The organism is Kitasatospora sp. NPDC042419, from assembly GCF_056437345.1.
Map to the genome: position 1 here is coordinate 83043 of NZ_JBWKAW010000003.1, position 18964 is coordinate 102006.

Consider the following 18964-nt stretch of genomic DNA (forward strand, 5'->3'; position numbering starts at 1 on the left):
GGCTACCAATCCATAACTAGCACACGGGCGCGCCGCTTGGGTAGGCTGCCTGACTATGAAGACGGATGCGGTACGCGGGCATCTGGACGGACTGCTGCTGTCCGTCCTGGAATCCGGCCCACTGCACGGCTACGCGATCATCACCGCGGTCCACGAGCGCAGCAACGGCGCCCTGGAACTGCGCAAGGGCACCATCTACCCGGCCCTCAACCGCCTGGAGCGGCTCGGACTGCTGCGCAGCGCCTGGGAGTCGGCGGGCGAGCGGCGGCGGCGCCGCTACGAGCTCACCGACGCCGGCCGGCGCAGCCTCGACACCGAGCGGACGCTGTGGCGGGAGTTCACCACCGCGATCGGATCGGTGCTCGAACCCGTGCGGGCCCCCGGGCACGCGACGTGAGGACCCCCGAGGTCGACGCCGTCGCGGCGGTCGCCACGGCGGATCCCGTCGAGGCCCACATGGCGGACCTGACGGCCGCCCTGCACGGCCCCGTCCGGGTCAAGGCCAGGATGGTGGCGGAACTGCGCGAAGGCCTGCTCGACGCCGTCCGCGACCTGTCCCCCGGGCCCGGGCCCGATCCCGACGCCGTCCGCCAGGCGATCGACGAGTTCGGCAGCGTCGCCGAGCTCGCGCCCAGCTTCCAGCGGGAGCTGACCATCGCCCAGGCCCGCCACACCGCGCGCGCGGTGCTCCTGATCGTCCCGTTCCTGTTCCTGTGCTGGTACTTCGTGGAGGCCTCCGGCCGCCGGGCGGGCCGACCGCTGCCGGGACCGGCCCAGCTGGTGATCCTCCACCTGGGCGGCGTCGCGGCGCTCACCGCGCTGCTGGCGGCCGGCTTCCTCGCGGCCACCGGCGCGCTCGCCCGCCGGCTGCCCACCCCGGAACGGCTCCCGCTGGCGGTCGCCTGGACGGGCACCACCGCCGCCGCCGCGCTGGCGCTCAGCGCGCTCACCCTCACCGCCGCCGCCGTCCTGGCGACGAGCTGGCTGCCGGCCGCCGTCGCGGGCGTGGTCACCATCGCCTTCCACGCGAGAATGGCCGCCTCCGCCCGGGCGTGCCGCGAGTGCGCCCTCCTGCCGGTCACGAGTTCCTGACCGGCCTCCGGCCTCCCCCGCGCGCCGCCGAGCACGAGATCACGGTCACGCCCATGACGACGAAGAAACCGTGCGTATCCTCCTCGGACTCGGCCGAAGGCCGGTCCGTGAACATTCCGAAGGCCAGGACCGGGGCGGCCACGATCGCGACCGGAACCACCCGGACCACGGACCACGAGGCGAGCAGCAGCAGTTGGAGCCCGACCACCGCACCACCTGCCGGCGTGCTCCGGAACACTCGCCGGTCCCCTCGGGCGGGTCGGGCGAGGTCTCGCTCCGGCGTTGACGGTGTGTGAGGGCGGAGGAAGCACGAGCCGACCGCGGCCGGCGCCGCGATGCCCGCCCCGCCCGGCTCCCACTGCCGAGCCACCGAGCCGGTCATGACGAAGGGCGTCCTCCCGGAGGGAGAACGCCCTGGTCGGAGACGTTTTGATCTTGTGGGGCGCCAGGGGCTCGAACCCTGAACCTACGGATTAAAAGTCCGCAGCTCTGCCAATTGAGCTAGCGGCCCTACAACGGCGACAGTATGCCAGAGCGTGCCGCCGCGTGCCGCGTTGTCCAGCGTTTGCGCAGATCAGACAGGGTGCGCCCTGCCTAGCGAGGTTCGTCCTGCGATGCATCCTCACCGCTCCTCCGTGGGCACGATCAAGGTTGTGCCGTCGCGTCCCGGATCATCCGCAGGCGTCCGGACACATCATGGACACCGCGGGAGGGGAGCTGACGCGTCGCCAACCGCCCCAGGTCGCCACTCTGCCGCAGAGCCGGCGGTTTGGCGGGTGACCACAAGCCCTGGCTCAGGAGCTTCGCCAATCCAGTTCGGTCAGCCGCCACGGCTCCGGGGCGACGGGCCTCGCTCCGCGCCTGCCGTCGAGGCAAAGCCACCGGCGAGCGACAGAAAGTCCCAGCGCGACCCAATCTGCCGCGTGACCCTCCGTCGTCACCAGCCATACGTCCGACTCCGTCCGGTCCAGCAGCTTCCGACGGTCGCCGACGAGGGGCGGGTCTAGGCCGTCTCCTACAGATCCTGCCGAGGTCCGAGCCCCTGAATTCCAGGAGCCCAGCCCGTTCCGCGCGGGAAGCCCTCACAATGTCTTTGACCAACCCTCATGATGCGAAGGGCCGCAGTATGGATGACGACTCCCCGCACCGGTGGTGGACGCCCCGCACCGCCCCCGTCGCCGCATCGGACTGCGGCCAGCAGGAGCAGGAATCCCGCTTGCGAACAGCCGCCGCCCACGTCCGTGCACGGACCGTGAGGGCCGCTGCGGCGGCCCGCCCGCACCTCGGACCGATCGCTACGACTGTTGCAACCGTCGCCATCTCTACTCTGGTGTCCTCCGCCCTCGGCCGCGGCCAGCCGAACGGCCAAGGTTTGACGCCGTCCCCGTCGTGCCAGCCGACCAGCGGGGGGCCCTCCTCGACATGCCAGGAGTGCGGGCGTCCCCTCACCGATGAGCTATCTCGGCAGGCCGGATACGGGCCGACCTGCGCTCGCTACAGACTCCTCTGACCCCGGAACGACGACGGTCCCCGCACATGCTCGTGTGCGGGAACCGTCCTGTTCACGCCGGTCAGCGGGCTTCTGGTGGGCATGGATGGCGAGGCAGTCGTCGCCCGGCAGGCGCGGCGTACATGGCCGGATAGACTTACCCATATTGATCGTGCACGGAGGTGTTGTGTTGTGGTTCGTTTGCTGAGCGCCGCATGGAAGCGGGCCCTCGGCCGGGGAGGGCGCAGGCTGTCTCGGGCGGAGGCCGTGGAGGCTTCGCGGCGGGAGATCTACGGGCTCTTCGACTAGTCGGAGCGGACCAGCTCCAGAACGGACCTCTCAGCGAGCGCTGGAACCCCGCCCAGCCCCAGGCATTCCTCGCGAAGTCGGGCACTCGACGACGGCGCGCATACATCCCGCGTCACGGGCGGCTTCCGCCGCTTGAGCGTCAGCGCCCGATGGCGACCAGCAGCCTCTTGCCAGACTCCTGCCGGGCCCCAGCCTCGTAGGTCCCGAGAATGGCCTCAGCAAGTCCGACCCAGGCGCCCCATGGGCGCGGAGACTCCGTAGAGCCGCCGGCATTCTCGGGCGCCGGGTGGGCGGTTGTCGAGGCCGCTTCGCCCCGACCGTCAAAGGGTGCCGTCAAGACGGCGGCCAGGTTCAGATCCGTCCACCAGGTGTGCGACACCCGTGTGCCCGAGTGATCAGCGAGGACTTCTTCCCGCAGCACGTTCTCTACGCAGTAGGGGCAGTCGATGGCAGAGGCCGGGCCACCGCACTGCTCCGGCTCGGACCACCGCACGGTGTAGGCCAGATGCGGCGCGCCCGTCGAGCACGAGTCCCACTGCCCGTGCGGGGTTACCCGCAACACCTTCTCGCCTCCGGCGAGCAGGTCACCGAAGGCCTCCTGCTGGGCCAGGCTCGCGCATCCGGGGGCCACTGCTTGGAGCGCCTCCACCAGCTCTGCGACAGGAGCGGCGTCCGGGTAGGACTCGACAAGGATCATGATGTAAGTGTACGAATCACACCCTCGGCCGCGACCTTGTTGATCTGTGATGAGCGCCGCACCGTGGCACTGCCGGCTCCGGCCTCCGGATCAAGCTGTCCCTGCGGGGCCCGCTCCGGGCAGGTCGGCCCACGTCCAGTCGTTCCGGACTGCGAACCGTCGCAGCGCTCCCTCGTTCTTGGGCGTCCGGGGAATCCTCCAGCTGTCCTCGGTCCGCTCCCCCATGCGGTTCAGCGCCACATAGATCTCGTCGCTGAGCGAGGCCGGATTCTGGGGACGCACCTGGAGCCAGTTGTCCCATCGCGACACCTCGACGCGCGGCTGCTGCCCGGCGACTTCCTCGGCAGTCCACAGCGCGCCTTCCTCCTGGGCGGCGACCGAGAGCCCGTACTCGTTCGGCACCAGGCGCAGGGGTTCGTCCTCCCCGCTGTCTATTCGGAAGTTGCGGCCCCGGACTCCCAGCATTCTCCGAATGGCATCAAGTTCGGGCTCCAAGGTTCCGATGCGGGCCGGACAGACCGCGTAGTGGATCAGTCGGCAACGGGCGGCGCGGCGGCCGGGCCTCATCAGCCCGTCCTCGTCCTCACTCCAGGCCACTCGCGCCGGCATCCGGTCGCGGGGGTAGTCCTTCGGCTGGAAGGGCACCCACTTGCCACGCAGGGTCATCCGCCACTCGACGCTGGTCAGACACTCCCGGCAGCGGGAGTACGGCGAGTAGTGCGCGCCACTCGGGCGCCCGATCGCCCCGGCCCACGCCTCTAGGACCTTCTTCCGGTCCTCGTTCCCATAGTCACCGTCCGCCACCGGGCCGCCCTCCCCGCACCTTTCGGAGGTCCAGAGTCCATCAATCACCGAAGAATACGATGCGCCACCAGCAGTCGTCAGCTGCCTATCTCCGGGTCGAAATACCGTCAGGCATGCCTACGAAGACCGGCCGCAACGAATTGGTATTCCGACATGACGAGAAGTGAGATATCTGCAACATGACCTGGTTTGCCCGCTTTCGGGGAACTAGGGTGGCTTTCCTGTACGCCGGGCGGGGCCGGCGGCGAGGCGCAAGGGGGAAGCATGGGACTGAGGCTCTTCCGTACCAACGGCGGCCTGGCGGAGGAGATCGCCGCGTCGGCGGCCGCGCTGGAGCGGCAGCTGCAGGCCTACATCGAGCGCAACATGGCGGCGCTGCTCGGTGTCCGGTTCCTGGACTCGGAGGTGTCCACGGGTCCCGTGCACGCCGGGCGGATCGACTCGTTGGGCCTGGACGAGGACGGGTCGCCGGTGGTGGTGGAGTACAAGCGCGGGCGTGACGAGAACGTCATCAACCAGGGCCTCTTCTACATGGCTTGGCTCCGCGACCACCAGGCCGACTTCGAGGCGCTCGTATCCCGCAAGCTCGGTGCCGCTGCGGTCAACGAGGTCGACTGGACGAGCCCGCGGATCATCTGTGTGGCTGCGGCATACAGCCGCTACGACCGGCACGCCGTTGGCGAGATCGGCCGCCGCATCGACCTGGTCGAGTACCAGTACTTCGGCGAGGAGCTGCTGTCGCTGGACCTGGTGGCCTCCACGGCCGGCGCCTCGTCCCGGGCCGGTCAGGGCAGCGCCGCCGCACCGGCTGCCGGTCGCCGTACGGTCGCTCAGCGGCTGGCCAGCACACCGGTCGAGGTCCAGACGCTGTACAAGGAGCTCGACGGTCGGCTGTTGGCGTTCGGTGACGCCCACAGCGTGGAGTTGCGGCACTACATCGCCTACCGCAGGAGCGGGAACTTCGCCACGGTGAAGGTGCTCTCCGGGGGACTCCGGGTCTTCCTCCGCCTGGACCCGAAGTCCGTCCCCCTGGAGCCGGGGTTCACCCGGGACGTGTCGAGGATCGGGCACCACGGGACCGGGGACCTGGAGGTTCGGATCGGCTCGGCAGCGGACCTCGACCGGGCCATGCCGCTGCTGCGGGCGAGCTTCGACGCGGTCGCCTGAGCGCCGCGCCGGATCCTGGGCGGGCGGGCCCTGCGGCCCGCCCGCCCAGCGCTTCGCGCCTGCCCGGCCCGGTCCGCCGGGGGGTGTGGCAGCCGGTCCGGCGTGGAGCAGGGCGCGATTCGCGACCCGATGGGGGCGCTCTCGGTGCCCAACGAGCGTCTGCCCGCCCAGGCACGCCCGTGGAGCTTCAGCGACTGCGGCCTGCGGGCTTCGCATGATGGCCGTGCACGGGGCCGAGGGCTTCGCTTCTTCCGGTGCCCGGGGGAAGGGTTCGGATCCGCGCCGCGTGGATCTGCCCCGGCCGAGCGACTGTTGGCAGGCGTTCCAGCGCCCCGGTGATCGGGACAAGGCTCTCCGGAACGGCCGTGCTCCGGCCCTGGGCCGTGGTCAGGGGAACTGTGCGGTCCTCGAGCCACTCCGCGATCGCGTCGTAGGAATCGAACTCGGCCAGTCGCACTGTCCGCTTGCATGTCCGCTCGTCCCAGCGCCATTGTTCGAGGAGCAGGAGGCGGCTCTGGTCTTCGGGGTCCGCCGTGGTGTCCTTGAGGATGGCCCAGGTCTCGTACTGCTGGTGGGTGTCGGTGTCGTGGTTGACAACGTGGTACCGATCACCGAACAGCCTGAGGTGTTCGAGGAGTTGGGCCTCCTGCAGCGTGCTTGGGCCTCTGGGTGTGCCCACGTCGGAGCGGAACACGGCGGGGTCGGCGCCGCGGCTGATCAGCCAGGCGGCTCCGAGTTCGAAGGTCGGTCGGCCCGCCTTGTCGATGGTGAACGTGCGCTCGGCCGGGTCGAGGCGGATGTGCGCACACAAGATCCGGTTGACGCCGGGGTAGTCCCAGTCGGCGCCTCTGTCTGCGTAGATCAGGTACTCGTCGAGGCTGTCGCGGCTCACGCTCCGGGAGAGGAAGTCGTACGTCCCGTGGGCATAGAACCAGTCGGCCTTGAGGAACTGATCCTGCGCGTCGGCGCTCGCATCGTCGGCGGGTGTCCAGTCGTGGAAGTGGAAGTCCGGAACGGGGGCTCCAGGTTGCGTCGGTGCCAGTGCAGGGCTTTGAGCCCCGCACTGCTTCATGGGTGACCTCGGGCCAGTTCACCAGCTCCGTCTTGCCGGACCTGAGGTGATGTCGATGGGTGGCGCAGCGGGCGCGGGCGTGGTGTCGCTCGACCGGAGGGGGAGGGTTGGGCTCGTGGTCCGGGCGGCTGCGGCACGTGTGGCGACCTGGGCGTCGCCGTGTTGCGGGGGCGGCTCGGCGGGAGCGACGGCGTAGACCTCCAGGTATTGGCCGATTGCGCTGCGCAGGGGTTAGGGGTCGAGCTCTCCCGAGCGGTGAATGCGGTCGAGGTCGTGGAGCGTGTGGACGAAGCCGGTGCGGGGGACGGTGCCGTGGGCGTCGAAGTCGAAGCGGTTCGAGCCCAGTTCGGCGCCGTTCTCCAGCAGGACGGCGCGGATCAGGATCCCGTTGTAGGTGTTGTCCCGGATCCCGGCCTGGGCGAGTTCGGCGGTGAGCAGTACGCCGCCCCGGCGGGCGACGGCCTGGCGGCCGGTGGCGAGACCGTCTGCCAACGGGGCGAGGACGGTGGGGACGGTGGCATGGGTGGGCTTCAGGATTCCTCGTCAGGGGCGACGGTCAGCAGAGGCGGCGGTGCCCGGACGGCGCCGCGCTCTTCACTTCTCCGGTGAGTACTGCTGCGGGCGCGGCTTTGGTTGTCCTGGTACGGGCGGCCAGCGTCCGCGCGGACGGGCCGGACGGGCCGGACGGGCCGGACGGGGTCTGCGGGACGAGCGGGCGGACGTCGAGGTACAGCAGGTGCTCGGAGGTGAGGTCGCGGCCGAGGCGGGCCACCGGTGTGGGGTCGGTCATGGCGGCCGTGACGGCTTCCAGCAGCGGGGCCGGGATGTTCTCCGACATCTCGACGGTCCAGCCCTCGACTTCGCCCGGACCGAGCTTGCCGGCGCTGATCTGCCAGGCGCGGCTCTCCCCGGCGAACATCTGCCCGGCGGGGGCGGTGCAGCGGTAGACGCTGGCCGTCTCGGCGTCCGGCGAGTCCCACATCAGGTGCTCGCGGGTGCTGTTGTCGTGCCAGCCTGCGGCGATGACCGGCGCGAGGCCGTGTGCGGTGTGCCGGGACGGCCGGACCAGCTCGGCCGCGTTGGCGGCGAGGACGGTGTGCAGGGCGGCCACGATCTCCGGCGGGGTGCGGCGGTCCGCGCTGGCCCGCCAGACCTCCTCGCCGCCCAGCGGGTAGTGGAGGGAGGCAGTCCAGCTCGTCCCCTTATCGTCGATGGTCGACTGGGCGCGCAGCCGTCGGCACGGGCTGGTGTACACCGTGGTGTCGCCCTGCTCCTCAGTGGTCCAGCCCTGGTCGGTCAAGGGCTTGGCCGCGGAGGTGCGGTCATGGCCGGGGCCGGCGAGGTAGACCGGGGTGACGAGGGCCAGCGGCGCGGGCCTGAAGTCCGGGGCGAAGAGCTCCGGGGTGCGCTCGGCAGCCCCGGTCAGCAGGCGGTCGATCTCGTGGAGCGCCTGCTTGTGCTGGGCGGTCGGCAGTGATCCCCAGGTCCACTTGGTGCCGTCGCCGACCGGCCGGTCGTGCAGCGAATCGGCGATTCCGCTGAGGTCCACCCCGTTGATCTGCGCCGCAGCGGCGTAGGCTGCCGCGTCCTTCAGGTCGCCTATGGTGAAGGCGAGTTCGCTGAGCTTCGCAGCGAGGGGCGGGGTCGGCTTTCGGCTCGCGGGCAGCGGGTCGAGGTTGGCGCCCAGGGGAAGGTCGAGGAGTGCCGGTGCACTCGCCGCGGCCGCGACGACCATGTCGGTCACCAGCAGGTACGCCAGGGCTTTTTGCTCCGACGGCAGTTGGCCCCACGTCGTGGGGGTGCCGGTTCGGCTGCTGGGGATGAGCCGGTCCTCGATGTACATGTCGGGTGTGAGGTCGAGGTCCTCGGTCCACTCCAGCGCTTCCTCGCAGACCTCGGCTGCCGCTTCCCGCAGGTCCGTCTCGGTGTACGGGCGGGCAGCCTCGCGCGGCTCGGGAGCCTGTGGATCGGTGTCGGCGAGCACACCATCGACCGTGTGGCCGAGGTGGGCGAGCAGTTCCTCGTCCACCCAGTCCCGGTCGCGCTGAAGGGGGGTGGGGTCGGTGAGGGCCTGGGCGAGGGCGTCGACGACGACGGTGGGGGCGGTCGTCGTGAGCATGGCCTGCCAGTACGGCGGGTAGCCCCCCGTGTCGCGGGGGCCGACCTCGACGTACAGGTGGGGCTGGCTCATCAGGTCGAACGGGTCGCCGTGCGGGTCGATGCGGATCTGGACGCGGGCGAGGTGGTCGGGGGCCTCCAGGTCGAGGCGCCCGTCGCGGTAGGTGCTGCGCCAGCCGGCGTCGAGGAGGGTGTGGATCAGGGTCCGGCGGTCGGTGGGGGCCTTGAGCGCCGGATGGCTCTCGCCGGTCCAGTCGATGGCCGAGCCGGTGCGGGCGAGTTCCTCGGTGACGGCGAGGACGATCTCGGGCGGGGTCTCCTGGGAGAAGCCCGCTTGCCACTCGGGCGGCCCGAGCGGTTCCTTCGCCGCAGCGATGCGCCACCACGCGCCGGGGTCGAGTTGGCCGGCCCCGAGGCGGAATCGATGGTCGGGACTCCAGCCAAACTCTTGGTTGAGTTCGGTCGCATCGGCGCGGCCCCACCCCCATCGTGTGACGAGCCGGTCGAAGACCTGGTTGCTGTAGTCGCGCCCGGCCAGGTACCGGGGGGTGACGTCGATCATCGTGTCCGGGTCGGCGACGGGGCACCTCCGTGCGGGTCTCGGGGTGTCGGGGCAGGTGGGCCGTCCGGGCCGGGAAGGCCTGCGGTGTGGGCTTGTGCGGAGAGGTGCCGGGCCTGCTGCTCCAGCAGCCGGGTCAGGTCGGGGTCGATGCCGAGGCCGTCGACCCCGGCGGCGGTGAGGAGGTCGGCCGCGAACTCGATGCGCAGGACGACGTCCTGGGGGTGGGTCTCGGCGGGCAGCTCGTGCACGCCGGCGTCCGGCCGGTAGGCGAAGCCGGCCTTCTCCAGCTGGCGGGCGGCGTCGGGGTGGCGCTCGGGCCGGGCCCCGACGGCCACCACGGTGGTGCCGAACGTGCCGAAGGTGACGAGGGATGGGGTGGTGTCGGTCATCGGCGCCGACCGGGGTGGGGTTCTGCCGACGGTGCCTGTACCGGTGTCTGCGGCGCGGGAGTGGTGCCGGTACTGGTCGAGTGGGTTCCGGCGGTGGCTGCTGCCTGGCGGGGGCTGGACCGGTGTGGTTCCCAGCTGGCGCCCATGGTGGTGATGCGTGTCGCGGTGTCGCCAAGCCTTCGTTGGAGTTCGCCGAGGGTGTCGGCGCTCTCGGCGAGGAGGTCGGACAGGTCGTCGCCCGGCCCGTGGCCGAGCCTCGCGCTCCAGGCAGCGGCGCCCTCGGTGAAGGCGACGAGCTGGGCGAGGGCGCCGTCGGGCCCGAGGACGGCCTGGGTGAGGCGTGCTGTTCCGTCGTATCCGGTGTCGCCCGTGCTCAGGCGGTGGGTCAGGTCGGCGAGGGCGGCTGCCGGGTCGGGGACGGCGGTGGGGACGAAGGCGGCGGTGGGCGGCGGGGTGCCGAGTGCCGGGTCGAGGTCGACCGTGAAGCCGTTGGCGTGCAGGAGACTCGCCGCTGAGGAGGCTGCCCGGTTCTGGTCCTGCTCGCTGAGGTGGTGGGGCAGTTGGGCGTGGAGCGTGCCGCCTGCGATGTGCATGTCGTTGAAACCCTCGCGCCGCAGGAGGGTGAGCGCGAGGTCGTCGAAGGGGCCTTCGGCGATGGTGCCGGTGGTCGCCGAGCGGCTGATCGTGTAGGTGGGTGGGATGGGGTTTCTCCTTGTCGGCCGCGGTGCAGGCGTCGGGCGCGGCGGCGCTGCACGGGAATGGGTAGCGGCTGGGGTCAGCGGCGTCTCGGGCCGGGCGTGGTCGTGGTCCAGGCGAGCCGGGTGCTGGCGTCGGCGGGGGCGGCTAGGAGGATCCTCGGGGCGGTGCGGACTCGGGCTGCGGCCCGCTGGAGGTCGGCCGGGGTGGGAGCCGGTGGGGTGATCGGCGTGATCGAGGCCGTTCGTCGGCTGTAGGGGCCGAGTTCGCTGCGGTAGCGCGGGATGGGGGCGGGGTCGAGCATGGCGGCGGAGGCGGCGTCGAGGATCCGGGACGGTGTGCCGCTGCTGAACCGTCCGTACCAGCCTGTCCTGGACACGGTGCCGATGGTGTACCGGCCGTCCTGGCCGGCCTGTTCGGCGTCCTCGCGGGCGAGCGGGCGCAGGCTGTAGGTGACCTTGGCCAGGGTGTCGGGTGAGTGCAGGGTGAGCTGTCCGGTATCGACTTCGTGGGCGGTCCAGCCGGCTGCGGCGTAGGGTGCGATCCACTCCAGTGGGCCGGCGGTGCGCTCGGTGAGCCATGCGTCCTCGCTCGGCCGGTAGAGGTCGGCGAGTTTCGTGGTGACGGCGGTGACGATCTCGGTCGGTGTGTCATCGGAGAAGCTCGCCACCCAGTGGGGGTCGGCGAAGGGCCCCGGGGCGACGGCGAGCTGCCACAGGGTGTCCCAGTCCTGCTCCGGGATGAACCCGATGCGGATCCGACCGTCTGCGGTGGTCAGGTAGAAGTTGCCGTACTCGTCGTTGTGGGCCCGAGTGTCCGGTAGGTCGAGGAGCGGTTGAAGGGCGAAGTCCCCGGTGTAGCGGCTGCCTGCCAGGTAGACGGGGTGGACGTGGGTGTCGCCGTCGGTCTCGGTTGCCGCGGCCTGGGTGGTGGAGGTCAGGTGGGTCTCCGTAGGGATCGGGGGTGGGGCCTTGGCGGTGGGCGGGTCCGGCTCCTGCTCGGAAGCGCGGCAGGAGCGTTGGTGGTCCTGGTGGCCGTCGCCCGCAGGCGCGGCCACGGCTGCGGTGCTGGTGCCCGGTTCGGTACGACCGCCGGAACGGCATTCGTGCTCTCCCGTTGTGGCACCGGGTCGGTCACGAGCGTCGCTTCGCCTGCCTGATGGCCGACTCGGTGGAACCGGGCCGGAGCGCATGAGCGCCAGGGGACGTGTGGCGTCCGCGGACGGCGGCGGCGGCTCGGCGCGGGTGCCGCGCCTCGGCGCGGACCTGCGTCAGGTTGGGCGCGGGCACCTGGTTCATGAGCCGCGTGGCGGGCAGCGGCTGGACGACCTCGTCGAGAGCGGCCGTGATCAGCATGCTCGGGGTGTTCCGGGTGAACTGGGCCTGCCATCGGGCGTCGGCGTATCCTCGCGGGCCTGCCCACAGAGTGACTTCCACCGCCGAGGCGGGGTGGTGCGCACCGGATTCCTGTGTGCGGATGCCGCCCGTACGGTCGGGGCGGATGAACTCCTGCGCGGGCTGGTACTCCTGCCAGGGCGGGTCGCCCGCCGCCACGGACTGCAGAATCGCTTCGCGGCGGGGGTGCCGACCCCACAGGAGTTCGTCGCTCGCAGTCGCCGAGAAGGAGTTCAGCGCTGCGGACAGCTGGCGGGCCGCGGCCATCACCACCTCGACCGGCGTCCGGGTGCAGAACGTGGCCCGCCAGTCGAGTTCGCCGACCGGCGACTCGTAGGAGGCGATGGTCCAGCGTGGTCCGGTTGTCGCCTCGTGGTCGAGTTCGATCCTGGCGGTGAGCTGTTCGTGGACGGCGACCGAGGTCTCGTCGTTCGGACGGTAGCGCTTCCAGCCGGGGCAGTCCTCGAAGAACTCGGCAAAGCCCGCATCGGGGTCGCCGGGACCGGCCAGGTGGCCCGGGGTGACGGTGACGAGGGTGTCGGGAGCCAGGGCCCGGCTTCCGGAGGCCGGGGGCGACGGGATGTGGTCATCGCTCACGGACGGGCCTGCGGGCGGCGGCGGGCCACCGGGTGGGTGCGCAGGAGGGACCGGTGGAGCATGGGGATCTGGGAGGCGTGGCGCTCGTAGTGGCCGGGGTCGGTGACGGTGCGCACTGCGGCGAGGAGGACGGCGGTGGGGATGCAGCGGCTGAACTCGGCTCGCCACCAGTCGTCTTGGTGGCCGCGGGCCCCGGCGCGGAGGGTGAAGACGGTGTCGAGCGGGTCGCTGCCGGAGCGTTCGACGAAGCGGTGGACGCGCAGGGCGGCGGTGCCGTCGGGGTTGTCGAGGGTGAGGGTGGTGCGCAGGTCGCCGGCGCGGGTCCAGTGGTGGGCGCGCGTGGTTTCGGCGTCGAGGGCGTCCGCGGTACCGGCGACCGGGTGGTCGTGTCCCCAGAGCTGCCGGTCGCGTTCGGCGTCGGTGCTCTGGGCCAGGGCGAAGGCGAGGCGGCGGGCCACGGCCGTCACGACCTCGGCCGGGGTTCGGGCATCGAACGTGGCGTGCCATTCGAGCAGGCCGGCGGGGTGGCTCAGGGAGGCCATCGTCCAGCGTGGCCCGTCGTCGTCCGGGTCGAGGGTCAGCAGGACGGGGTGCCGCTGGTGCGCGGCGACGAGCTGGTTGCCGACCGGTGTCAGCGTCCAGTCCTCGCGTCCCCTGGTGAACGTGTGCAGGGCGTGCGGGGCGTCGCCGGGGCCGGCGAGGTATCCGGGGTGGACGACCATCGGCATGTCGTGGGCGGGCGGCGGCGTCATCGGTGCTCCAGAGAGGTGGGGGCGGCCCCGGTTGTTCCGGGGCCGCCCTGCGTGCGGGTTCTACAGCAGGCTGGCGGCGCGTTCGGCCTTGAGGAGCGCGGCGATCTTGCGGGCCCGCGCGGTGCCGACGGGGATGCCGCGGGCGCGCAGGCCCTCGGCCAGGGCCGTCGCCGAGGTGCGTCCGGTCTCGGCGACGACCTTGCGGGCGGCGGCGAGCAGCGTCTCCAGCGGCGCGCTCGCCCGGCCGGCGTGCGGGCCGTCGGCCGTCTCCGGTGCGAAGCCGCAGGTGGGGTGCTCGTCGAGCGGGTGGCAGGCCGCGGCGATGAGGTGGGCGGGTGTCGCCGCGTCGAAGTGGGCGTGCCAGCGGCGTCCGTCGTCGTGCAGGCCCCACAGCCGCCACCCCGCTCGGGTGAGGTAGGTGCGGTCCAGGCCGAAGGCCCGGGGGCAGCCGCACCAAGCGGGCGAGGTGGCGCCGGGGCAGTGCCTGGCCGAGGCCAGGAGGTCGTCCGGGTCCTCGACAGCGGGTCCCACGAGCGCGCGCTGCTGGTCGTAGCGGTCGGGCTGCGCGAGGTCGTGGGCGAGCGCGCACATCAGCGAGCCGATCACCGTGTCGGGCGCGGTGTCGTCGAAGCGGGCGCGCCACAGCGGCTCGCCGGTCGGCCCGTTGTAGGCGGCGACGGTGACGGCGCTGTCCCAGGCGGGTGTCGACGGGAAGTGCAGCCGAACCCGCTGGCAGGGGCTGGCGAACACCTCTCCGCCGTCCGGGAGCTGGTGCAGGCTCCAGCCGTCGAAGCAGTCCTTGTCCGGGGTTTCGGGCTCGGCGGCGGGCATGGCGGGGCAGTTGCTGGGCAGGTCGACTCCAAGATCGGGATGGGGCGGCGCGCGGAGGAGCAGGGCGGGCTACGCGGGCTGCACGGCGGCTTCCTCGGCGGCGAGCTTGGCCTCGGCAAGGCGCTGCTCGGCGATGTCGGCGTAGTGGTCGGTCAGTTCCACGCCGAGGAAGGAACGGCCTTCGAGGAGAGCGGCGACCCCGGTGGACCCGGATCCGGCGGTGAAGTCGAGGATCCGGCCGCCGGGCGGGCAGATCTGCACCAGCTCGCGCATCATGCCGACCGGCTTCTGCGTGATGTGCTGGCGCTTGGAGCCGCTGGGCTGGCTGCCCTCCAGGAGCCCCTTGAGGTAGACCGGGTTGCGGTCGCCGTCCATCGCTCCCTTGGAGCCCCAGACCACGAACTCGGCGTTCTGGGTGAAGCGCCCCTTCTGCGGGCGGGCGGAGGGCTTGTACCAGGGCACGATGCCGCGCCACAGCCAGCCGCCGGCCTGCATCGCGTCGGTGGTGGTCGGCAACTGCCTCCAGTCCGCGAAGATGCAGGCGGTGCCGCCGTCCACCGTCAGCCGGTAGGCCTCGGCGAGCAGCTGGGACAGCCAGAAGCCGTACGACCTCTGGTCTTTGTTCTCGCCGGGGAAGTCCGGCAGGACCCGCTTGGAGCCCGCGGTCGTGTACTTGTCGCGGGCGGACCGGCCGACGCGCTCCTGGGTGGTGCGGCCTCCGCTGTTGTAGGGCGGGTCGCAGATCACGCAGTCAAAGGAGCCGCTCTCCAGTTCACTCAGGCGGGTCAGGGCATCGCCCCGGTGGAGGGTGTAGTCGGGCAAGGAACCTCGCAAGATGGGGGCCAACAGGCTGCGCCATGGCCTTTCGGCGGCGCACAGAAAGGCCCGCGGCGTGGTACACCGGCGGGCCTGGAGAGACCATAGGCGCCGCAATATCTCCCGTGCAAGGAATTCACGCATATTCGCGGATATCCGTGAATTCCTTGCACGGGAGATATGCGGGCCCTTAGCGTGTTAACCGACGCCGAGAGTGCCTTGACCAGCACCGATGGAAGCGGGAACTTCCGCCGGTTACTGCGGGCGCCAATCTCTCGGGTGTTATTCGACCCTCTCACCGCTGCGCCGGGACGCCTTTGGACGAGCCGCCCGCGCTCCACACGATCGGAGTTTCCACGTGACGGGAATCAACCTGCCCATCTCCACCTTTGCCCGCCCGCCGGGCGCCGACCGAAAGGGTGCGGCCGACCGGCGGGCCGTGTGAAGAAGGTCGCCGCCGGTCTCGGCGCCGCCGTTCTTCTGACACCGTTCGCGCTGATCCTTCCCCTGGCGATCGTCACCGCCAAGGACGCCTCCGCCGCGTGCTCGACCTCGGGCAATCCACAGGCTGTGGACGCGGCGGCGGTCGAAGCCGCGGTCAAGCAGATCCTGGGCGGCCAGGTCGGGCCGACCACCCCGGTGCCGGGCCTGGATCTGCCGAGCGTGCAGATCCCAATGGCCCAACAGATCGTCGCCACCGGTGTCGCGCTGCAGGTCCCTCCCCGGGCCCAGGTGATCGCGCTGGCCACCGCCATGCAGGAGTCGCGGCTGCGGAACCTGAACGGCGGCGACCGCGACTCGCTCGGCCTCTTCCAGCAACGCCCGTCCCAGGGCTGGGGATCCGTCGAGCAGATCATGGACCCGGTGTACGCGAGCACGTCCTTCTACAAGGCGCTGCTGAAGGTGAAGGGCTGGCAGGAGATGCCGCTCACCGTCGCCGCGCAGGAGGTGCAGCGCAGCGGATTCCCCGACGCCTACGCGCAATGGGAGACGCTGGCCATCGCCCTGCAGCAGGCGGTCGGTGCGGCCATCGGCGCCCCGGCGACAGGCACCGCGCCCGTCGCCGGCGCCGGGTCGTGCACACCGCCGGGTACGGACACCGACTGGGGACTGATCCCGGCGGGCGCCCTTCCGCCCGGCTACCAGATCCCTACCGACGTGCCGCAGGCCGTCCAGTCCGCGATCCGTTGGGCGCTGGGCCAGTTGGGCACGCCGTACCAGTGGGGCGGGCTGTGCACTGACAGCCACGGCCCGGATCCGATGGGCCGCTGCGACTGCTCCAGCCTGATGCAGCAGGCGTACAAGGCCGGCGGCGCCACCCTCGCCCGCGTCACCTACGACCAGGTCAAGCAGGGCTCCGTCGTCACGCTCGGCGACCTGCGGGCCGGTGACCTGCTGTTCACCGAACCCGGCCCCAAGGGGCCCGAGCACGTGGGCATGTACATCGGTTCCGGCCTCGTCGTGCACGCCCCGCACACGGGTGACGTGGTGCGGATCGCTCAGTTCAGTGCGTGGAAATCCGGCGTGACCGACATCCGCCGCGTCGCCCCCTGAGCTTTCGCCTCTCCCCCTTTTTCTCTCTCTTTCTCTCGCGCCGCGACGGCGCCGCTTCGCGCTCTCGCGCGCCCAAATCCCCTTCCGGAGAACCCGTTTGTCGTCGCTCATCCTTGCCGCCGAGGCTGTCTCCCACCTCGCCTACGATCCGGGTGTCGCCCCGGCCGAGGGCGGTCTGCCGGGCCTCACGGTCCTCAAGCAGGTCGTGTCCTCGATCAACCTGTTCGCCGTGGTCGCGACCGTAGGCGCGATGTGCGTCGCCGGCGTCGTCTGGGCCTGGGGCCACCACTCGGGATCACACGGAGCCGAACAGAAGGGCAAGCAGGGCGCCATGGTCGCCGGGGGCGTCGCCCTGCTCCTCGGCGCCGCCAACGGGCTCGTGGCCTTCTTCTCCGCGCTCGGGACGCAGGTCAAGTAAGTGCCCAAGCCCCTTTCCACCAGCGGCGGTTCGCCCTTGCGGCACCGGCTGCTGATCGGACTGGGCGTGCTGCTGGTCGTCGGCCTGCTGGCCGGGCTCCTCGCCCGGCTGGCAGGCGGCGGCCACACCGCCCCTCCCCCGGCCGGCCCCTCGCCCGCCGCCCGCCCTGATCCCACACCCGCCCCACCGGTCGGACCGCCGGACACCCTGCCCGCGGAAGCGGGCCCCACCGTCGCCCGGCCGCCGCACACCACCAGCCCGACCGGCTTCGCTGCGGCGTTCGCCCAGACACTGTGGACCTACGACGCCCGCGCGGTCACCCAGGAGGGCTTCGTCTCCGGCCTGCGACTGTGGCTCACCCCGGAGATCGAGTACGCCGACGGCGCCAGCGTCGAGGGCCAGGTGCCGGACCCGGTGCTGTGGTCCCGGCTGCGCGACAACGCCCAGACCTCCACGGCCCGCGACATCGAGGCCCACGTCCCCGCGACCTACGCCCAGGCCATCGCGAATGACCCGACCGCCCTCACCAGGGCGTACATCTACGCCGTCACCGTCACCGGCAAGGTCGACATCGCCTGGAGCGACGGCGGCCGGGGCGCCGAGGCCCGCGCGCTGACCCTCGCCGTCCAGTGCCGCCCGGGCAAGGACTGCACGCTCGCCGCCATCGCCCCCACCGTCTACCCCTGACCCCCGTCCCGCTCTACCACTAGGAGGACACCATCGGATTTTGTGATCTTCCGGGTGCGGGGTTGCTGTGCGACACCGTCGTCGGCGGCGTGTCCGACTCCATCACCTCCAGCATCGGCAACTGGATCGCGAAGTCGGCCGGCGACCTCGCCAAGTCGGCCGTCGACCTCGCCAGCCGTGCCGTCGACCAGACCACCAACGTCGACCTCGGTGCCGCCTGGTTCCGCACCAACTACGCCCTCATCCTGCCCATCGCCCTGACCATGATCGTGATGACCTTCACGCTTCAACTGGTGAGGGCCGCCTGGAGACGTGACGGCCAGGCCCTCGGCCAGGCCGTCACCGCCACCATCAGCTCAGTGTTCTTCGCCATGTGCGCGATCTCCTTCACCAGCGTCGCGCTGGTGGTCGTCGACGCGCTGTCGCGTGGGCTGTTCACCATCGCCAACTCCTCGATGGACGATGCAGTGCGGCGCCTCGTCAAGGTCAGCATGATCACCATCACCACCCCGCTGGGCTGGGCCGTACCGTCCCTGGTCGCGCTCGGCTGCGCCGTCGGCGCGATCCTCTACTGGGGCATGATGATCTTCCGCAAGGTGTCGATCCTCGTGCTGGTGATCCTCGCGCCGTTCGCTGCCGCGGGCGGCCCGTGGGAGCCGACCCGCGACTGGAAGCGCCGCTGGGTGGAGGCGACCGCCACCGTCGTGTTCTCCAAGCTCGTGATGACGATCATCATGCTGGTCGGCGTGTCCGCCCTCGGGAAGTCCGACACCAAGGACGGCATACAGGCTCTCAGCGACATCATCGCCGGCTTGGTCGTCATGGCCCTGGTCCTCCTGTCGCCCTTCATGATCTACAAGTTCGTCCACTGGGCCGGTGACGGGCAGTCGCACGACCTGCACCGCTCGACCGCCGCCGGCCTGCAGGTCGCGAGCGCCGCCGCCAAGAAGGGCGGACAGATGGCCATGGGCGCAGGCGGCGGAGCCGCGGCCGGGGCCGGCGCCGCCGGATCCACCCCGCAGGGCCCGGCCCAGATCCCCGGCACGCAGTCCGGCGCCACTGCCAACGCCTCCGGCAGCGGCGCCGCACCGCAGGGTCCTGGAGCAGTCGACCTCGCCAAGGCCGCGCCCACCTCGTTCAAGTACGGGCAGCAGCGCAGCGGCGACGGCGACGGCGGCGTTCCGCTGATCAGCCGCTCCGACCGCGCCGACGGTGACAAGGGCCGACCGCTCGTCACCCGCGCCGAATCCCCCGGCGCCTCCGCTCCTTCCGGCAGCTCGACAGCCTCGGCAGCCCACGCGGCGGCCGGCTCCCCTGCCCTGAAGACCTCGGGCACGGCAGCCCCGGCTTCCTCCGCCACGGCACCCGCCGCCCCCGCCTCCGCCGGGCCGGCCTTCGATCCCGTGATCGCACAGCCCTCCGGGCCTTCCGCCGCAGGCGCGGCCTCCGGCGCCGGCCAGCGCTTCACGTTCCCCCAGCGCCCGCCGTCCCCCTGACGGCCCGGCGCTTCCCCCCGCCCC

General features: G+C 71.5%; 21 protein-coding genes and 1 tRNA gene. 8 read left to right on the forward strand and 14 right to left on the reverse strand.

Going from position 1 to position 18964, the window contains the following annotated elements; all coding sequences use genetic code 11:
• Nucleotides 1-55: 55 nt before the first annotated feature.
• Nucleotides 56-397 (forward strand): PadR family transcriptional regulator, encoded by a 342-nt coding sequence (locus tag AC067J_RS07500; protein ID WP_478297020.1) that lies wholly within the window; start codon nt 56-58, stop codon nt 395-397.
• Nucleotides 394-1092: a permease prefix domain 1-containing protein gene (locus tag AC067J_RS07505; protein WP_478297021.1), complete on the forward strand. Its 699-nt coding sequence runs from the start codon at nt 394-396 to the stop codon at nt 1090-1092. The genes AC067J_RS07500 and AC067J_RS07505 overlap by 4 nt, the downstream gene beginning before the upstream one ends.
• Here the strand turns inward: AC067J_RS07505 and AC067J_RS07510 are convergent.
• Nucleotides 1079-1330, reverse strand: coding sequence for a hypothetical protein (locus AC067J_RS07510; RefSeq protein WP_478297022.1), 252 nt, complete (start codon nt 1328-1330; stop codon nt 1079-1081). The genes AC067J_RS07505 and AC067J_RS07510 overlap by 14 nt on opposite strands.
• A 200-nt stretch (nt 1331-1530) precedes the next feature.
• Nucleotides 1531-1603, reverse strand: a tRNA-Lys gene (locus tag AC067J_RS07515).
• Between the two features lie 615 nt (nt 1604-2218).
• Here AC067J_RS07515 and AC067J_RS07520 point away from each other — a divergent pair.
• Nucleotides 2219-2602: a DUF6011 domain-containing protein gene (locus AC067J_RS07520; RefSeq protein WP_401002292.1), complete on the forward strand. Its 384-nt coding sequence runs from the start codon at nt 2219-2221 to the stop codon at nt 2600-2602.
• Nucleotides 2603-3029: 427 nt separating this feature from the next.
• On the opposite strand, the gene AC067J_RS07525 is transcribed toward AC067J_RS07520, so the two are convergent.
• Nucleotides 3030-3587 carry a hypothetical protein gene (locus AC067J_RS07525; protein WP_401002293.1) on the reverse strand — a complete coding sequence of 186 codons (558 nt, stop codon included), beginning with the start codon at nt 3585-3587 and terminating at the stop codon, nt 3030-3032.
• 90 nt (nt 3588-3677) lie between these two features.
• Entirely contained in the window at nt 3678-4391 is a 714-nt protein-coding gene (locus AC067J_RS07530; protein WP_478297023.1) for a DUF6083 domain-containing protein, read from the reverse strand.
• A 264-nt stretch (nt 4392-4655) separates the two neighbouring features.
• Between AC067J_RS07530 and AC067J_RS07535 the strand changes: the two genes are divergently transcribed.
• On the forward strand, nt 4656-5558 hold the full coding sequence (locus tag AC067J_RS07535) for a DUF5655 domain-containing protein (RefSeq protein ID WP_478297024.1): 903 nt from the start codon (nt 4656-4658) through the stop codon (nt 5556-5558).
• 187 nt (nt 5559-5745) lie between these two features.
• Here AC067J_RS07535 and AC067J_RS07540 read toward each other — a convergent pair whose 3' ends face one another.
• From AC067J_RS07540 to AC067J_RS07585, 10 genes are all read right to left on the reverse strand, one after another.
• Nucleotides 5746-6630, reverse strand: a complete 885-nt coding sequence (locus tag AC067J_RS07540; RefSeq protein ID WP_478297025.1) for a hypothetical protein — start codon at nt 6628-6630, stop codon at nt 5746-5748.
• A 231-nt stretch (nt 6631-6861) separates the two neighbouring features.
• Nucleotides 6862-7122, reverse strand: coding sequence for a hypothetical protein (locus tag AC067J_RS07545; protein ID WP_478297026.1), 261 nt, complete (start codon nt 7120-7122; stop codon nt 6862-6864).
• A gap of 64 nt (nt 7123-7186) precedes the next feature.
• Nucleotides 7187-9310, reverse strand: a complete 2124-nt coding sequence (locus AC067J_RS07550) for an SPDY domain-containing protein (RefSeq protein ID WP_478297027.1) — start codon at nt 9308-9310, stop codon at nt 7187-7189.
• Nucleotides 9307-9699 (reverse strand): hypothetical protein, encoded by a 393-nt coding sequence (locus AC067J_RS07555; RefSeq protein ID WP_478297028.1) that lies wholly within the window; start codon nt 9697-9699, stop codon nt 9307-9309. The genes AC067J_RS07550 and AC067J_RS07555 overlap by 4 nt, the downstream gene beginning before the upstream one ends.
• Nucleotides 9696-10292, reverse strand: a complete 597-nt coding sequence (locus AC067J_RS07560) for a hypothetical protein (RefSeq protein WP_401002300.1) — start codon at nt 10290-10292, stop codon at nt 9696-9698. Before AC067J_RS07560 ends, AC067J_RS07555 begins: the two co-directional genes overlap by 4 nt.
• A gap of 182 nt (nt 10293-10474) precedes the next feature.
• Complete coding sequence (locus tag AC067J_RS07565) at nt 10475-11452, reverse strand: SPDY domain-containing protein (protein ID WP_478297029.1); 978 nt, start codon at nt 11450-11452, stop codon at nt 10475-10477.
• A 76-nt stretch (nt 11453-11528) separates the two neighbouring features.
• Nucleotides 11529-12386, reverse strand: coding sequence for a DUF317 domain-containing protein (locus tag AC067J_RS07570; protein ID WP_401002302.1), 858 nt, complete (start codon nt 12384-12386; stop codon nt 11529-11531).
• The gene (locus tag AC067J_RS07575; RefSeq protein WP_401002303.1) at nt 12383-13138 is read right to left on the reverse strand and encodes an SPDY domain-containing protein; all 756 of its coding nucleotides are present in this window, start codon (nt 13136-13138) and stop codon (nt 12383-12385) included. The genes AC067J_RS07570 and AC067J_RS07575 overlap by 4 nt, the downstream gene beginning before the upstream one ends.
• A gap of 60 nt (nt 13139-13198) precedes the next feature.
• Complete coding sequence (locus AC067J_RS07580) at nt 13199-13969, reverse strand: SPDY domain-containing protein (RefSeq protein ID WP_401002304.1); 771 nt, start codon at nt 13967-13969, stop codon at nt 13199-13201.
• Nucleotides 13970-14038: 69 nt separating this feature from the next.
• On the reverse strand, nt 14039-14791 hold the full coding sequence (locus AC067J_RS07585; RefSeq protein ID WP_478297030.1) for a DNA-methyltransferase: 753 nt from the start codon (nt 14789-14791) through the stop codon (nt 14039-14041).
• Between the two features lie 435 nt (nt 14792-15226).
• On the opposite strand from AC067J_RS07585, the gene AC067J_RS07590 reads away from it, so the two are divergent.
• The 4 genes from AC067J_RS07590 (at nt 15227) to AC067J_RS07605 (ending at nt 18940) form a co-directional block, all read left to right on the forward strand.
• The gene (locus AC067J_RS07590) at nt 15227-16339 is read left to right on the forward strand and encodes a C40 family peptidase (RefSeq protein ID WP_401002306.1); all 1113 of its coding nucleotides are present in this window, start codon (nt 15227-15229) and stop codon (nt 16337-16339) included.
• 97 nt (nt 16340-16436) lie between these two features.
• Nucleotides 16437-16757, forward strand: a complete 321-nt coding sequence (locus tag AC067J_RS07595) for a DUF6112 family protein (RefSeq protein ID WP_401002307.1) — start codon at nt 16437-16439, stop codon at nt 16755-16757.
• Nucleotides 16758-17444: a hypothetical protein gene (locus AC067J_RS07600; protein ID WP_478297031.1), complete on the forward strand. Its 687-nt coding sequence runs from the start codon at nt 16758-16760 to the stop codon at nt 17442-17444.
• Nucleotides 17445-17533: 89 nt separating this feature from the next.
• A complete protein-coding gene (locus AC067J_RS07605; RefSeq protein ID WP_478297032.1) occupies nt 17534-18940 on the forward strand; it encodes an SCO6881 family protein in 1407 nt (468 codons plus the stop codon).
• Nucleotides 18941-18964: the final 24 nt, after the last annotated feature.

What these genes read in the sequence shown, in the direction of transcription:
- AC067J_RS07500 (WP_478297020.1), top strand. Translation starts at nt 56, where the DNA reads ATGAAGACGGATGCGGTACGCGGGCATCTGGACGGACTGCTGCTGTCC.
- AC067J_RS07520 (WP_401002292.1), top strand. Translation starts at nt 2,219, where the DNA reads ATGGATGACGACTCCCCGCACCGGTGGTGGACGCCCCGCACCGCCCCC.
- AC067J_RS07525 (WP_401002293.1), bottom strand. Translation starts at nt 3,587, where the DNA reads ATGATCCTTGTCGAGTCCTACCCGGACGCCGCTCCTGTCGCAGAGCTG.
- AC067J_RS07535 (WP_478297024.1), top strand. Translation starts at nt 4,656, where the DNA reads ATGGGACTGAGGCTCTTCCGTACCAACGGCGGCCTGGCGGAGGAGATC.
- AC067J_RS07540 (WP_478297025.1), bottom strand. Translation starts at nt 6,630, where the DNA reads ATGAAGCAGTGCGGGGCTCAAAGCCCTGCACTGGCACCGACGCAACCT.
- AC067J_RS07550 (WP_478297027.1), bottom strand. Translation starts at nt 9,310, where the DNA reads ATGATCGACGTCACCCCCCGGTACCTGGCCGGGCGCGACTACAGCAAC.
- AC067J_RS07555 (WP_478297028.1), bottom strand. Translation starts at nt 9,699, where the DNA reads ATGACCGACACCACCCCATCCCTCGTCACCTTCGGCACGTTCGGCACC.
- AC067J_RS07560 (WP_401002300.1), bottom strand. Translation starts at nt 10,292, where the DNA reads ATGCACATCGCAGGCGGCACGCTCCACGCCCAACTGCCCCACCACCTC.
- AC067J_RS07575 (WP_401002303.1), bottom strand. Translation starts at nt 13,138, where the DNA reads ATGACGCCGCCGCCCGCCCACGACATGCCGATGGTCGTCCACCCCGGA.
- AC067J_RS07580 (WP_401002304.1), bottom strand. Translation starts at nt 13,969, where the DNA reads ATGCCCGCCGCCGAGCCCGAAACCCCGGACAAGGACTGCTTCGACGGC.